We start from the raw sequence: 14,147 nt of genomic DNA on the forward strand, positions 1-14,147 counted from the left end.
CTATCCGTCGCGGGCGTAGGAAATTTGAGAGGAGCTGTCCTTAGTACGAGAGGACCGGGATGGACATACCGCTGGTGTACCAGTTGTTCCGCCAGGAGCATCGCTGGGTAGCTACGTATGGACGGGATAAGTGCTGAAAGCATCTAAGCATGAAGCCCCCCTCAAGATGAGATTTCCCATGGCGTAAGCCAGTAAGACCCCTTAGAGATGATGAGGTTGATAGGTCAGAAGTGGAAGCGTGGCGACACGTGGAGCGGACTGATACTAATCGGTCGAGGACTTATCCTATATACATTCTTGACAATTGAGTCTATTTCGGATTTAGTTTTGAAAGAATCACCCATTCTTTTCATCCTTACGCTTCAGTGCAGACGAAGTCATTCGCCGCCTCTGAAGCAAAGCGATTGACAAAGAGAAGCAAGAAGGTCAAGGATTGAAAGTGTTCGACTGAAGGAGCGTACAACCGTACGTGACTGAAGAAGAATCACGAACAAGACGAAGAGATTCACCGCTTATCTGAAGTCAAAAAAGAACTACGAAGAGAAGCGAGGAGTTCGAGGACAGGAGTGCTCGAAGAAGGGAGCGTACCCAAACGTACGTGACCGACTGAGAGACACGAACTGGACGAAGAAATCCGAAGCTTATCTGAAGTAGAGTCCGGTGACAATGGCAAAGAGGTCACACCCGTTCCCATGCCGAACACGGCCGTTAAGCTCTTTTGCGCCGATGGTAGTTGGAGGCTTCCTCCTGCGAGAGTAGGACGTTGCCGGGCTTACATATCGTTCCACAGTAGCTCAGTGGTAGAGCTATCGGCTGTTAACCGATCGGTCGCAGGTTCGAATCCTGCCTGTGGAGCCATTAGGAGAGCTGTCCGAGTTGGCCGAAGGAGCACGATTGGAAATCGTGTAGGCGGTGTAAAACCGTCTCGAGGGTTCGAATCCCTCGCTCTCCGCCATCATACATAAAAGGCCCGTTGGTCAAGCGGTTAAGACACCGCCCTTTCACGGCGGTAACACGGGTTCGAATCCCGTACGGGTCACCATTTTTGAAGAGAATAAATAGAATTGTAGGAAATGATGGAGGATTAGCTCAGCTGGGAGAGCATCTGCCTTACAAGCAGAGGGTCGGCGGTTCGAGCCCGTCATCCTCCACCATCGCAATCAAATTAGAGTAACGTAAAATCTGTATTTATTTCTAACGACGCGGGGTGGAGCAACGAGCGCAGCGAGTTGTCTCGACGCACCAAACATCCCCGAAAAAGCTAGCAGAGGAAGAGACAGCCATGCTCTTTCAATCAATAGCACAGCAAAATTTCATTTATTCCTAACGACGCGGGGTGGAGCAACGAGCGCAAGCGAGTTGTCTCGACGCACCAAACATCCCCGAAAAAGCTAGCAGAGGAAGAGACAGCCTCCTCTATCAACCAATAGTACAGCAAAATTTCATTTATTCCTAACGACGCGGGGTGGAGCAGTCTGGTAGCTCGTCGGGCTCATAACCCGAAGGTCGGCGGTTCAAATCCGTCCCCCGCAACCAATACAAAAACAAAAAATGGTCCGGTAGTTCAGTTGGTTAGAATGCCTGCCTGTCACGCAGGAGGTCGCGGGTTCGAGTCCCGTCCGGACCGCCATTTAAGTAGAAGGGCTCGATAGCTCAGTTGGTAGAGCAACGGACTGAAAATCCGTGTGTCGGCGGTTCGATTCCGTCTCGAGCCACCATCATACGATTTGGGCCGGTCTAGCTCAATTGGTAGAGCAACTGAATCGTAATCAGTAGGTTGGGGGTTCAAGTCCTCTGGCCGGCATCACTTATCAAAAAATCATTGACATTTTGATCAATTATGGATATGATAAGTATTGTCTTTTGAAACTGGAGGGGTAGCGAAGTGGCTAAACGCGGCGGACTGTAAATCCGCTCCCTCAGGGTTCGGCGGTTCGAATCCGTCCCCCTCCACCATTTTCATAGGGGCATAGTTTAACGGTAGAACAGAGGTCTCCAAAACCTCCAGTGTGGGTTCGATTCCTACTGCCCCTGCCAACTTGAATCGTTTAAGCATGTATCAATATGGCGGTTGTGGCGAAGTGGTTAACGCACCGGATTGTGGTTCCGGCATTTCGTGGGTTCGATTCCCATCAGCCGCCCCATTTAAATAGCAATGGGCTATAGCCAAGCGGTAAGGCATCGGATTTTGATTCCGTGATCCCTGGTTCGAATCCAGGTAGCCCAGCCATATGCGGAAGTAGTTCAGTGGTAGAATATCACCTTGCCAAGGTGGGGGTCGCGGGTTCGAATCCCGTCTTCCGCTTTAGTTTTTACGGCGGCATAGCCAAGTGGTAAGGCACGGGTCTGCAAAACCCTTATCACCGGTTCAAATCCGGTTGCCGCCTCCAATTTAAAAATAAGTTGTAGTCCTAGATAGGCCGGGGTGGTGGAATTGGCAGACACACAGGACTTAAAATCCTGCGGTAGGTGACTACCGTGCCGGTTCGAGTCCGGCCCTCGGCATCTTATGAAACGACATGAAGAAAATTGCGCCCGTAGCTCAACTGGATAGAGTACTTGACTACGAATCAAGCGGTTAGAGGTTCGAATCCTCTCGGGCGCGTATGCAAACTGACATTTTTAATGTCAGTTTTTTTGTTTTTAGATGGCTTCCTTCTCTTTTAAACGTAACTGCTTTTTACTAGCAGAATAAAAGAAGGAGGCGTTTTCCTTTATGAAAAACGACGAATGGGAAACATGCGAGGCAAAGGAAGAGGACAAGGCTTTTGAGCATTTGACGAAAACGCTGCAACAAATTGAGGATGCAAGGATAGTTTACATCGATGACTTTATTCCTGAAGGGGAAGAAGAAAGTGACCAAACGAAGTATTTTGAAGAAGCGTTAGGCGACGGAAATGTCAAACTGATTTTAGGGCCAAAACGGTATTATGCCACTGTCAAGCTACCAAGTCGAACCGTGTTAGAAGGGCAAGGGATGGAATTAACAACGATCCAAACGCCTAATCATGCGCCAAGTTATGAATGGACGGTGTCGGTAAAGGATAAGGACAATGGTGCCGAGTATATTGCCGTTCGTCATCTAAGCTTAGACGGTAACCGCAGAAGGGGTGTAGAGCCAGCCGGAGGTAGCCGTTCCAGTTGCTTAACATTCCATGGTGTAAAGTACGGCTGGGTAAAGGATGTATTTGCCTACAACAGCACGTTGCATGGATTTGACGTTACGTCGACCGGTCTAGATTACCACTATGGTGGAGATGGGACCGTTGATTCGGGGCCTTCCCAATATGTTTGGATTGATGGCTGTAAAGCAACTGACTGGATCGATGATGGATTTACCACTCACCATAGTGAATACATCACCATTTCCAATTGCTATGCCTATGAACCTAACAGTAGAGGAAATGCAAATGGAATTGAGATCGATGACGGAAGCCGCCATGTGCTTCTATCAAACAATTACTCTATGGGTTGTTATGGGGGTATTGAAATTAAAGCCCATGCCAACTCCAGTGCAGCGAACAATGTCCATATTCTTGGGCATATTTCTAGGGAAGACACACGTAGCTATAACTTCCGCCATATCGGCCATCATACCGGCGATGATCCTGACTCAAAAACGGCCTATCATATTACGGCTACTAATCTCGTATCGCTGCACCCAAACAAAAAAAGGGGGTTCCAGAACAATACAGATCCCCGTGCTCTTGTGATTAGCGCTTATACCAATGTTAGCATTACCAACTTTACGGCAATTGGCGATCTATCCTACGACTTTGGCAATACGCCTGTCATTGCGATTCAATATAAAGCGAAAAATGTATCCCTTAACGGCATTAACGTAAGCCGTTTTCATAACGCCAGCGACGCTATCATTGTATTTGGTGGAGGAAACCGTGGCGACCACATTTCCTTGTCAAATATTCATATTTATGATGCAGGCAAAAATAACGGAATATACGTCGGCAGCGGACATAGCAACGTCTCCATTTCCAATGTCAATGCAATTAATTCTAAGGGAGAGGGAGAAAATGCAGTGGAAGCGGCGACAAACTCTGTCAACATTAGCGGTGTATCCGTGACTGGATACAAGTATGCTGTCCGCAGCGGTGGTGTGGCCTATAAAGAGCCAATTACAGTGATTAAAGGAGGCGCACGGATTGCTTCAAGTACAGGGGCACCTTCCACCGAACAATCGATCATACTTGCTAGCACTTCGTCGCCAACAGCTTCAGCTTCTAAAACGATGGTGGCTGCCTCATCTAATTCCCACGCAGTTGGCGAAGGGGCAATCGTCCTAGGAAGTGCAGGCAATTCACGGGCGCAAGGGCCTCGGAGCGGCATCCTTAGCTCCAGCGGCGCGGTTGCTGGCCAGTCAGGAGGGGCGTTTAGCTCGATGGTACTTGCGAGTAATTTAGTAGCCAACCCAAATGGCTATTCTGTAGTCGGCGGGTATGGGGCTTCAGGCAACCCAAGCAGCGCCAATATCAAGTGGGAGCTTAATAGCCGTACTGGTACAGTCCGAGCTGCGGGCACGCTTTCAAGTGCACAGACATTTACCGATTATGCCGAGTACTTCGAAAGCATAGATGGAAACCCCATTGCCACTGGCCTGCTTGTCACTCTTGATGGAGATAAAATCCGCGTGGCTGAGGAAGGAGACGATATTCTTGGCGCTATTTCTGAAACAGCAGGGGTGGTCCTTGGAGAATCGGCACTTTATTGGCAAGGCCGATATTTAACTAACGAGTTTGGCGGCATGGTCTATGAGCCACAAACAATCCGCACGTATGATGTCGATGAAGACGGCAATACGCTTCCTACGTATACAGAAGAGGTTGTTGAACTGCCGTTAGAAAATCCCCAATATGATCCAAGCCTGCCTTACACTCCACGCAGTAAACGCCAAGAGTGGAATATCGTCGGGCTAACAGGCCAAATTCACGTCCGTGTCTCTGACTCCGTCCAGCCAGGAGATTATGTAAAAGCCAACGGTGGAATAGGCGTGCCAGGAGAAAATGGACCGATAAAAGTCATGCGTCTTACAAAAGCGTACGATGAGGACAAGGGATATGGTGTCGCTTTGTGTTTTATCAAGTAACCATTCATTGTATAGGAGAGCAGCATTTTTGCTGCTCTCTAATTTATTTTATACTGATGGTTATTTTTTTATTAAAAAGTATTGACCATCTTACCAATGCGTGGTATATTAGTTCTTGTCAGTTGATGAGAGCAACCTAGCTTCTCAAAAAATGGGCCGGTGTGGCGGAATTGGCAGACGCGCACGACTCAAAATCGTGTTCCTTCGGGAGTGTCGGTTCGACCCCGACCACCGGTATTAGGTGCCAAACCTAAGTAATAGCAATGCCTATTACACGAGAGCTTTCTACTTTGTAGGGAGCTTCAGCCTGTCGACAAAGTCTCGATTTTACCGAGACAGTCGGCAGGCTTTTTTGTACAATAAAGAGAGAAAAAAGGTACAGGGCCAGGAGGAATATTGGCCAAACAAAACGAAGCTAGAAAGAAGCAACATCTATGCGAAGGCTTAAAAGTAATGAGAGGATTCACTATCATCCTGTGTGCGGTTACACAGTATACTTTTTGGAGTTTTTAAATATTTGTGATAATTTATAAAAGTTAATAATCTAGAAAATTCTTTGGGAATCTGAAGTAAAATGGGTAGGTAATGGAGGAATTTTATAATGCAACTATTTTTTAAAGGGCTGATTAGAGGTTTAGTTCCTTTTGTTATTCTATTAATAATTTCAATATGGAATATGTTACATGGATCTGCAGCCACGGCAAAAACTTTTCTGTTTTATAGTCTAGTAATCTTTTTTCTAGGTCTAGCCAGCGTGATATATCAAATAAAACAATGGAGCTTTATAAAGCAAATTATTGTTCATTATATGGCAATGCTGATTACAGTGTTTCCAGTTTTACTTCTATACGGTTCCTATCCACTAAATTCTTTTATGGATGTGTTAAAGGTGTATTTCCATTTTAATGAAGTTGGTCTTATTTTATTTATTTCTTCATTTCTTATTATTAAATTGTGCAAGAAGTTTAATAAATCCAAAGAAGAAAAGAGTGAATCTTTATAATAAAAGGATTTACAATAAATGTAATACCCCGGCTACCGGTACCATATTAGCTGGATGTGCTCCCGCATAACATCACATAAATATAACCAATGTAATCTTTACAGTATGAATCCTTAGATGCTGATTTGTTTCCTACTGTTCCTTTAACTTGTTAGGCACTGTATGAACTGCCTACACGTACTGATCGTTCGCTTCGGATACTTAAAAAACCCTTTATCCAAAAGCACAGCAAATAAAAAAGGGAGAAGTTATCAAACGCCACTGGAGCATATTTCTCTAAACATGACCTTTTACCGTTCCATGTTAATTGAAGAGAATCGAATCTATCCGTTTCAAGCGAAAATGGAGACGATCATTAAGGATAAATTAATGGAGGGGTGGAAACCTGCTCAGGAAAACGCCCCATTAGCGATATCCAATGAATTGCTGATCGAATACCTCGGATCGGCTTTCATGGGAATTGTCATTTGGTGGATTAAAAACGATAAGCCCCTTTCTACAGAGGAGGTTTCATCTCAGTTTAGTAAAATCGTTGCCTATGGGCACTTAAGAGCTGCCGGCATCGCCATAGAGGAATAAAATGAGCGAGAGTAGAAGCGAAATAATTAGGATTGACATATCGCAAAATGTAGATATAATAAAAGGCATGGATCCAATTGAAGTATTCAAAGCGTTGTCTAACGAGTCGAGATTACAGATTTTACAGTGGCTCAAGGAGCCTGAAAAACATTTTGTGCCCCATGAAGGAGTGGATATGAGGAAAATCGGGGTGTGTGTCAGTCAAGTGAAGGATAAGTTGAACATGACACAGTCGACAGCATCGCAGTATTTGTTCATTCTACAACGGGCCGGACTGATTCGAACTGAGCGGATCGGCAAATACACGTACTACAAACGAGATGAAGAGAAGATCAGTGAGTTGGCTGCATATTTGAATCAGAAACTCTAATCTGAACTGAATACTGATACTGAATACCTTAAACGTATTCAGTTTTTCGGCCTTACATATCGACATATCGCGATATGTAAATTAAAAAGGATCCTCATATCGGTAACTGTAAAAACAATAAAAAAAGGAGAAGTGAATGCATTGTCTAACACGTGGAAAGTCTATTTATTGGCTTTAGTTACTTTTTTAGTGGGTACATCAGAGTACGTTATTTCTGGCATCTTAGATAAAATCTCGGATACAATGGGTATTTCCGTTACTTCTGCGGGGCAGTTAGTCACGATTTTTTCCTTTGTATACGCCATTGGTACCCCGATCCTGATGGCGTTGACTGCTAAGGTGGAAAGACAAAAACTGCTGGTTTGGGCGCTAGGTATCTTCGTAATTGGGAATGTACTGTCATTCGTTTTGCCTGGCTATGCATCGTTTCTCGCAGCTCGCGTCATCATGGCTCTAGGCGCGGGAATGGTCGTGGTAACTGCTTTGGACATCGCCGCAAAAATTGCTGCTCCAGGCAAACAAGCAAGCGCGATTGCTACCGTGGTCATGGGCTTTACGGCTTCCTTGATTATCGGCGTGCCTCTAGGACGTATCGTTGCAGCACAGTTTGGATGGAAAGCTGTTTTTGGTATATTGGCACTGGCCGGTCTGGTGGCTATGTTCGTTCTGTACGCCATCATCCCTCGAATTCAAGGGGATAAACCGATTCCATTGTCCAAACAACTTGCCCTTTTGAAAAAAGGAAACGTAGCGCTAGGGCTTGCGATTACCTTTTTCTGGCTCGGCGGATACTCGATTGCCTACACCTACATTTCACCGTATCTACTTGATGTTGCCGGATTGAAAGAAGGGATGCTGAGTGGAGTGCTGTTGGCGTTCGGCATCGCTAGCCTGCTCGGATCCAAATTCGGCGGTTTCAGCACGGATAAATGGGGGGTATTCCCGACACTGTCAGGGGGGATGCTCTTGCACGTCATAGCGCTGCTTCTCCTCTCTTTAACCGTTACCTATACGCATGCATGGCTGCCGATTGTCATCCTCTTGATTTTGTGGTCGTTTGCGGCATGGTCTTCCGGTCCAACGCAACAAGTCAATCTAGTTCGGATTGAACCGAATTATTCTGGAATCATGCTAAGTCTGAACCAATCCATGATGCAGTTGTCCATGGCTGCGGGTGCTGCAATCGGAGGCGTTATGGTCGACCGAGTGTCTCTATCATCCATTACATGGGTCGGAGTGGTTGGAGTCGCTATTGCGATCGTAATAGTGACGTTCTTGAGGGCGCGAATGAGTGCCGGCAGTCAAGGTATCGGAGAGTATCTGGATGAAGTTTAAAAAGGCATGCAATTAATGAATTGAAGTTGCACTTGATGGCAAACGACTAAAATGCATCATCTTCTAGTTTCGGAAGATGATGCATGACAACTAAAAGACACGAGGAGAACCGTATCACAAATAGTGGTAAAGCGCAGGATCAAGGCTGTGATGATGGGTTCTGCAGAATTGGAAGAATTTAAGGAATCCAGTTTTATCCTAACCTGAAGACAAGAACTTGATTCCATTGATGGAAAGGACAGTGCTTGTTCAATCATCTACAGACCTGGCCCTAGCTGGGTAGGGAGGCGGTTACACACCTCAAATGAATTCCTAATCCGTAATGTCTCCGCACCAGCGAGTGATTCCTTCGTTTATGGTTTGCATTGGATTTGGCTCGGATAAAGAAATCGCCCAGGCAATATGTCCATCCGGCCGAATAAGCGCTGTATGGACGTCGTTCCAATCCGCATCAGCATCAGCCAAAGAGGCATGTACAACTTGAAGGTTGCTATACGTTTCCCATTGACTGCTATTCTGTTCATTAGAATGGAAATGCAACAGAAGAAAAGTACCTTTGTGCAGGAGCGAATAGGCGTTTATCAATTGCCCGTCTTTCAGCTTTAAGCGAAGATCCTTGAACCGTTTCCCGTTTAAAGGATGGGAAGGGGCTTCGGCGTCGGGTGCATAATGTACATCTAGGGCGGAAATCTGTGCAGCGATTTGATAATTAGCCTCCGGTATTTGAATCAGATCAGCCAGCATGCTTCGCAGTTCCGTGATGGGAGGAGTCACATCCAGAAGCATGGTTTGGACTTCGGTATTCCGGAGCAAAGCCGTATTCCATGGGAAACGTTCGGCATGATAACTGTCCAATAACCAGTCCGGAGCCCAGCCTTTGATTGCCCCTGCAAGCTTCCAGCCTAAGTTCATCGCTTCTTGTAAGCCAACGTTCATTCCCTGTCCACCAGCCGGAAAATGAATATGCGCCGAATCTCCCGCCAAGAACATTCGACCATTCCGATAGCGTCCCGCTTGCCGCGTCGCATTTCCGAAACGGGACATCCATTTCACATCGTTCAATCCTAGGTCGCTTCCGGTTGTACGGATGAGCGATGAACGAAACTCTTCCAATGTTACGGGTTCATCCTTAGAGATGTTACGTCTCTCCATATCGATCATCAAGACCCGATAGAAATAATCATTGATCGGCATGATGCTGACCAAGCCTTGTTCTGTAATCCGGGAGATGACACTCATAGGAGCCAAATCAGATAGAACGGCATCCCCCAGAATAGCCGTGAATGTCGCGTCTGTACCTTCAAACGATATATTTGCATGTTTGCGAACCAAACTTCTAGCTCCATCCGTACCTACCACATAAGCTGATCGTAATGTTGTTTCTCCATGAGGCCCGGCGATCTTAACGTCAACCCCATCCTCATCCTGGTGCACAGATAGAGCCTCAACCTCTCTCCGGACCTCTGCGCCAAGGCTAAGCGCCCATTCCTCCAGCACCTTCTCCGTCTCACTCTGCGGTAAAAAGAGAGTGTGATTGGAAGAGGAATCCAATACCGAGAAATCTAAGGGGGTTTCTAGTCCGGCGAAATGGCCTCTCGAAAGTAAACGGCCTTGCTTGATTAATTGTGATTTCATTCCACGCATATCTAAAATTTCCAGGGTGCGTGGATGTACGGTAAGCGCCCGTGAATAAGGAGTTGTCTCCTTTAGTCGCTCAATGACGCAGGCCTTTACACCGGCTAATGCCAATTCCCCAGCCAACATCATGCCGACAGGACCGCCACCGATAAGGATGACTTCATATTTCATATCAATAACCTCTTTTCTTAAACATTATGGGAAGATCACGATAGCGTCTATTTCGATAAGCCATTCAGGATCGGCTAGCGCTTGAACGCCTATATAGGTACTTGCTGTCTTCGGCCAGTTAGGGCCAAACACATGAAATCCTGCCTCGAAAATAATCGAAATCAATTCCGGGTTGTGGTTTACCACAAAAATATTCATTTTTGCAATGTACAATGGATCCGCCCGCACGGCTTCCAATGCATACTTGAGATTGGTGAACACTTGAATCGCTTGCGTGTAATAGTCCCCTGAACCGATCAATGATCCTGTTTCATCCACAGAAACCTGACCTGAGATGAAGGCCAGTTTGGAGGCAGTCGTTACCACAACATGAGAAATGACAGATGTAACCTTTTCCGTCAATGTCTTTGGATTCACGATTTCCATAGGCCGGTATGCACCTCCTTCATTAATTATTGTTTCTTTGGAAACTCTTTTATTGCTTATAAAAAAAGGCGTGATAAAGGTTATATATAATTTTAGTTTCATATGAAACAATAATAGTGTACTGGGTCACTCTTTATCCTGTCAACCCCCATCTCAACATAAGCATATCCATTTGTTTCTCTTTGTTTCCCAGAAAACAATCTATGATATAATATAATAAATAAGTCAAGGAGCGAGCATAAGCATGGATACTGCCAATAAAAACAAAAACGCCATTCATGAATTATTCGTTCAGTTTCTTGAGCGAAAAGAGCAATATGAAACTCGAATAACTGCCACATACCTGGAGGATATCCGGAAGCATATTGAATCGGAATTCACTTTGAATATGACGGAACTGCACACGATTGCGTGTATCGGTGAATGGGAGCCAATCAATGTCACAACCCTCGCGGAAAGGATAAATGTAAGCAAAGGGAATACCTCCAAAATTACAAATAAATTACTTAAAGCAGGTTGGGTGCGAAAAGCCCAACTCAACGATAACAAAAAGGAAGTGTATTTTCGGCTAACGCCTGTCGGCAAAAAGCTGTTTGCTGCTCATGAGGAGCTCCACGTGAAGGAAAAGCAACGGATGTACGAGTTTTTGGAAAGATACAACGAACGTGAGCTTGAATTTATCAAACAGCTGTTTGGGGATATGGTTGACTTCTATTGCTGACGTACCTCAAGAAACCAGAAAAAAGTTTTTACCAATTTTCGAATCCTATTCTGAGACGGAGTTACGAACGATCGGAAAATTTATGAGTGATTTGTTGGCGCGTGCCGAATAACTCTAGGGAAGGGAAGTTAGGGAGAATGACAACCTTAAAGATTGAGGATTTAAGATCCAAGATTGGCGGGAAGTAGATTTTAAAAGGGCTTACACTGGAGGTTCATGGCGGCGAGATTCATGCGATTATGGGGTCTAATGGGACGTGAAAAAGCACATTGGCTTCGGCCTTAATGGGCCATCCCAAATGCGAAGTTACGGATGGCAAGGTGACATTGGACGCGGACCTTAACCCAAATCTGTATGCAGAACGGGTTTGTAGTAGAACGAATGGAATAGGCTCAATAATCACTTATAATTTCAGTAATAGTTGGTGGTGTAGAAAATCAATGAACGTATTTTCTAAAAGAACAAAAATGGTATTTGTATTGCTCATTTTATTATTAACGATTACAGGATGCTCCACCAAAATGCCTATATCTTCAAATGAAAATCAATCTTTATCTGATCAACCTCAAAATACGAAATCTGTAGAAAATGCTGTACCTGAAACACCAGTTGCCGAAGTGAAGGACATACCACCAAACAAACCGGTTGATTATGATCCTGCCTGGCCGGACCGTTCGGTGAAGTCTTCTAACGGGCATCTTGTGAATACTTGTGTTCCGGATGAGCTGCGAAATAAAGCAACTACATTAACAACCAGTGATGGGGTGTATCTGTCTGCACTTGTGCTTGGCAGTGGAGATAAAGGAGTCCTGCTTGCACACGAGCAAGGCTATAACATTTGCTCTTTTCTAGACATGGGAACTGAACTGGCTGACAGTGGGTATCTGGTTGTTATTCCTGAATATCGTAATCACGGTGCCTCACAGAATTTTCCGGAGGATAATCAGAATATAGATCGTGATGCAGATGCAGCCTTAGGTGAACTCGAGCGATTGGGTGCAAAAAGAGTATTTTTGGCAGGAGCATCATGTGGCGGTAGTACAGCAATCATTGCAGGCGTTCGTCAGGCGCTGCCTATTGAGGGGCTGATTATTCTTTCTTCTCCTGCACAATGTGGGCCCCTTGATTCAATGCCGAGCGTTGAGAAGATTAAAGCACCGTCCATGTTTGTTTTTTCACCTGGCGATTATGGAGGCTCAATTGAAAAAGAAGTGCGCCAATTATATCAAGCATCTGGAGCAACGGATAAAGAGCTAATTGTGGATGAGAGTGGTTATCACGGCACAGATATGTACCATAGGGGAGAGCACGGTGATGCCTTAAAGTCCAAGCTTATTGACTTTGTTAAAAAGGTATTTAATTAAAGTAAATACCTTTTGTAACAAAACCGTGGTTGATAAGGATTGTCATTCCGCCAAAGGTGCCTTCAAGGTCAAGAGCAAGCCGCTCGTTTCCCGACAGGGGAACTGAGCGGTAACATGATGCAGGATCAGGGGATGACCACGATCTATCTACTTTTCTTATTATCTGCTAGACAGTGTATTTAGATTTGTTTCGAAACGGTTCTGATTCACCAGCTTTTCGTTCTAAAAGATCTGAAGAATGCGCGAATGTCATCGGCAAAAAGCTCTGGTTCCTCTAGAGCGGTAAAATGTCCGCCGCGAGGCATCGAAGTCCAGCGGGTTACATTCAGGTTGCGCATGGCCCATTCCTTAGGCGGCAACAGGATATCCGCCGGGAATAGGGCAAGGCCAGTCGGAACCTCGATGTAGCCGATTGGCGGCAAAGAATGCGCATTATCATAATACATATGCGCTGTCGATCCTATGGTGTTCGTCACCCAATACACCATAATATGCGTAAGGAGTTCATCCTCGCTGAATTTTTGCGCAAGATCGCCGTTACAATCGCTCCATGATCGGAATTTCTCCGTCATCCAACCGGCCAAACCTACGGGCGAGTCGGAAAGTCCATATGCGAGGGTTTGGGGGCGCGTCGATTGAATGGACATATAGCCGCCCTCCTGAGCCATCCATGCCGAAGCCTTATTCTTGTATTGCCGTTCTTCTTCCGAAAGCGTGCCCTGGTCAGATGAAGCTATGAGATCTCGGATAATCCCGATATCGGTCAGATGGATTCCGTATAACCGTTCGGGATGGTTTGCCGCCAGGTATCTAGTCACACCGGAGCCTATATCCCCGCCGGCGGCAGCGAATTTACTGTAGCCTAATTTTTCGGTCATGAGCTTAGCCCACATTTCGGCGACACGAAAATTGTTGACCCCGAGGTGTTTAGGGCGGCTGGAGAATCCAAAGCCAGGTAATGAAGGGACGATTACGTCAAAAGAGTCCTCGGGGTTGCCACCATGGCTGGCCGGATCTGTAAGTAGCGGGATGATTTTGTGGTAACGAAGGTAACTGTCGGGCCATCCGTGAGTTAGAATCAGGGGCAAAGGGTCAGGACCTTTGCCGCGTTCATGTACGAAGTGCACGTCGATCCCATCGATCTTGCAGCGAAACTGGGAGAAGCGGTTCAACTTGGCTTCTTGTGCGCGCCAATCATAATGGTCCCTCCAATACGAAACTAACGATTTTAAGTAATTTAATTCCGTGCCCCGTTCCCAATCCGCATTTTCCAATTGATCCGGCCAACGGATGTGATTGATTCTGTATTGCAGATCGTTCAGGATTTCATCAGAGACCTGGATTTGAAAACGTTCAATCGTCAAAATGATTTCTCTCCTCTTCTTAATACATCGTCATTATATCCCTCAAGCTGGTGTGATACGCTGGCATAAATCAAT

10 protein-coding genes, 17 tRNA genes, 2 rRNA genes and 1 pseudogene are annotated in these 14,147 nt (G+C 45.7%); 27 read left to right on the plus strand and 3 right to left on the minus strand.

Annotated features, from left to right (window positions below; translation table 11 throughout):
- From BUC05_RS00005 to BUC05_RS00120, 24 genes are all read left to right on the plus strand, one after another.
- Nucleotides 1–288 (plus strand): 23S ribosomal RNA (locus BUC05_RS00005); the annotation flags it as partial.
- A gap of 368 nt (nt 289–656) precedes the next feature.
- Nucleotides 657–772: ribosomal RNA gene (rrf, locus tag BUC05_RS00010) — 5S ribosomal RNA — on the plus strand.
- 11 nt (nt 773–783) lie between these two features.
- A tRNA-Asn gene (locus BUC05_RS00015) sits at nt 784–858 on the plus strand.
- A 3-nt stretch (nt 859–861) separates the two neighbouring features.
- A tRNA-Ser gene (locus tag BUC05_RS00020) sits at nt 862–955 on the plus strand.
- A 12-nt stretch (nt 956–967) separates the two neighbouring features.
- Nucleotides 968–1,042, plus strand: a tRNA-Glu gene (locus BUC05_RS00025).
- Between the two features lie 36 nt (nt 1,043–1,078).
- A tRNA-Val gene (locus BUC05_RS00030) sits at nt 1,079–1,154 on the plus strand.
- Nucleotides 1,155–1,459: 305 nt separating this feature from the next.
- A tRNA-Met gene (locus BUC05_RS00035) sits at nt 1,460–1,536 on the plus strand.
- A gap of 17 nt (nt 1,537–1,553) precedes the next feature.
- Nucleotides 1,554–1,630: transfer RNA gene (locus BUC05_RS00040), tRNA-Asp, on the plus strand.
- Nucleotides 1,631–1,642: 12 nt separating this feature from the next.
- A tRNA-Phe gene (locus BUC05_RS00045) sits at nt 1,643–1,718 on the plus strand.
- A gap of 13 nt (nt 1,719–1,731) precedes the next feature.
- Nucleotides 1,732–1,804: transfer RNA gene (locus BUC05_RS00050), tRNA-Thr, on the plus strand.
- 67 nt (nt 1,805–1,871) lie between these two features.
- A tRNA-Tyr gene (locus BUC05_RS00055) sits at nt 1,872–1,956 on the plus strand.
- Between the two features lie 7 nt (nt 1,957–1,963).
- Nucleotides 1,964–2,037: transfer RNA gene (locus BUC05_RS00060), tRNA-Trp, on the plus strand.
- 30 nt (nt 2,038–2,067) lie between these two features.
- A tRNA-His gene (locus BUC05_RS00065) sits at nt 2,068–2,144 on the plus strand.
- A gap of 12 nt (nt 2,145–2,156) precedes the next feature.
- Nucleotides 2,157–2,230: transfer RNA gene (locus tag BUC05_RS00070), tRNA-Gln, on the plus strand.
- 3 nt (nt 2,231–2,233) lie between these two features.
- A tRNA-Gly gene (locus tag BUC05_RS00075) sits at nt 2,234–2,305 on the plus strand.
- 11 nt (nt 2,306–2,316) lie between these two features.
- A tRNA-Cys gene (locus tag BUC05_RS00080) sits at nt 2,317–2,390 on the plus strand.
- 29 nt (nt 2,391–2,419) lie between these two features.
- Nucleotides 2,420–2,505: transfer RNA gene (locus BUC05_RS00085), tRNA-Leu, on the plus strand.
- A 26-nt stretch (nt 2,506–2,531) separates the two neighbouring features.
- A tRNA-Arg gene (locus tag BUC05_RS00090) sits at nt 2,532–2,605 on the plus strand.
- Between the two features lie 111 nt (nt 2,606–2,716).
- Nucleotides 2,717–5,101, plus strand: a complete 2,385-nt coding sequence (locus BUC05_RS00095; RefSeq protein WP_051881208.1) for a peptidase G2 autoproteolytic cleavage domain-containing protein — start codon at nt 2,717–2,719, stop codon at nt 5,099–5,101.
- 155 nt (nt 5,102–5,256) lie between these two features.
- Nucleotides 5,257–5,338: transfer RNA gene (locus BUC05_RS00100), tRNA-Leu, on the plus strand.
- Between the two features lie 364 nt (nt 5,339–5,702).
- Nucleotides 5,703–6,104, plus strand: coding sequence for a DUF3021 family protein (locus tag BUC05_RS00105; RefSeq protein ID WP_051881209.1), 402 nt, complete (start codon nt 5,703–5,705; stop codon nt 6,102–6,104).
- Between the two features lie 162 nt (nt 6,105–6,266).
- Nucleotides 6,267–6,683: a TetR-like C-terminal domain-containing protein gene (locus BUC05_RS00110; protein WP_259406093.1), complete on the plus strand. Its 417-nt coding sequence runs from the start codon at nt 6,267–6,269 to the stop codon at nt 6,681–6,683.
- A gap of 67 nt (nt 6,684–6,750) precedes the next feature.
- The gene (locus BUC05_RS00115) at nt 6,751–7,053 is read left to right on the plus strand and encodes an ArsR/SmtB family transcription factor (RefSeq protein WP_011246232.1); all 303 of its coding nucleotides are present in this window, start codon (nt 6,751–6,753) and stop codon (nt 7,051–7,053) included.
- 141 nt (nt 7,054–7,194) lie between these two features.
- A complete protein-coding gene (locus BUC05_RS00120) occupies nt 7,195–8,388 on the plus strand; it encodes an MFS transporter (protein WP_035204316.1) in 1,194 nt (397 codons plus the stop codon).
- A 312-nt stretch (nt 8,389–8,700) separates the two neighbouring features.
- Here BUC05_RS00120 and BUC05_RS00125 read toward each other — a convergent pair whose 3' ends face one another.
- Complete coding sequence (locus BUC05_RS00125) at nt 8,701–10,197, minus strand: monooxygenase (RefSeq protein WP_035204319.1); 1,497 nt, start codon at nt 10,195–10,197, stop codon at nt 8,701–8,703.
- A gap of 24 nt (nt 10,198–10,221) precedes the next feature.
- Nucleotides 10,222–10,623: a RidA family protein gene (locus tag BUC05_RS00130; RefSeq protein WP_035204322.1), complete on the minus strand. Its 402-nt coding sequence runs from the start codon at nt 10,621–10,623 to the stop codon at nt 10,222–10,224.
- A gap of 244 nt (nt 10,624–10,867) precedes the next feature.
- On the opposite strand from BUC05_RS00130, the gene BUC05_RS00135 reads away from it, so the two are divergent.
- From BUC05_RS00135 to BUC05_RS00145, 3 genes and pseudogenes are all read left to right on the plus strand, one after another.
- Nucleotides 10,868–11,344, plus strand: a complete 477-nt coding sequence (locus BUC05_RS00135; RefSeq protein WP_035204324.1) for a MarR family transcriptional regulator — start codon at nt 10,868–10,870, stop codon at nt 11,342–11,344.
- Between the two features lie 188 nt (nt 11,345–11,532).
- Nucleotides 11,533–11,682: pseudogene (locus tag BUC05_RS00140) on the plus strand (ATP-binding cassette domain-containing protein); the annotation flags it as partial.
- A gap of 102 nt (nt 11,683–11,784) precedes the next feature.
- Entirely contained in the window at nt 11,785–12,708 is a 924-nt protein-coding gene (locus BUC05_RS00145; protein WP_035204327.1) for an alpha/beta hydrolase, read from the plus strand.
- A 206-nt stretch (nt 12,709–12,914) separates the two neighbouring features.
- On the opposite strand, the gene BUC05_RS00150 is transcribed toward BUC05_RS00145, so the two are convergent.
- Nucleotides 12,915–14,072, minus strand: coding sequence for an epoxide hydrolase family protein (locus BUC05_RS00150; protein ID WP_035204329.1), 1,158 nt, complete (start codon nt 14,070–14,072; stop codon nt 12,915–12,917).
- Between the last annotated feature and the right edge of the window lie 75 nt (nt 14,073–14,147).

It is taken from the genome of Shouchella rhizosphaerae (genome assembly GCF_900142675.1).
Classification (GTDB): Bacteria; Bacillota; Bacilli; order Bacillales; family Bacillaceae_D; genus Shouchella; species Shouchella rhizosphaerae.

Excerpts from the sequence above, each read along its gene's own strand:
- BUC05_RS00145 (WP_035204327.1), top strand. The coding sequence starts at position 11,785 with ATGAACGTATTTTCTAAAAGAACAAAAATGGTATTTGTATTGCTCATT.
- BUC05_RS00125 (WP_035204319.1), bottom strand. The coding sequence starts at position 10,197 with ATGAAATATGAAGTCATCCTTATCGGTGGCGGTCCTGTCGGCATGATG.
- BUC05_RS00095 (WP_051881208.1), top strand. The coding sequence starts at position 2,717 with ATGAAAAACGACGAATGGGAAACATGCGAGGCAAAGGAAGAGGACAAG.
- BUC05_RS00130 (WP_035204322.1), bottom strand. The coding sequence starts at position 10,623 with ATGGAAATCGTGAATCCAAAGACATTGACGGAAAAGGTTACATCTGTC.
- BUC05_RS00115 (WP_011246232.1), top strand. The coding sequence starts at position 6,751 with ATGGATCCAATTGAAGTATTCAAAGCGTTGTCTAACGAGTCGAGATTA.
- BUC05_RS00135 (WP_035204324.1), top strand. The coding sequence starts at position 10,868 with ATGGATACTGCCAATAAAAACAAAAACGCCATTCATGAATTATTCGTT.
- BUC05_RS00110 (WP_259406093.1), top strand. The coding sequence starts at position 6,267 with ATGAACTGCCTACACGTACTGATCGTTCGCTTCGGATACTTAAAAAAC.
- BUC05_RS00105 (WP_051881209.1), top strand. The coding sequence starts at position 5,703 with ATGCAACTATTTTTTAAAGGGCTGATTAGAGGTTTAGTTCCTTTTGTT.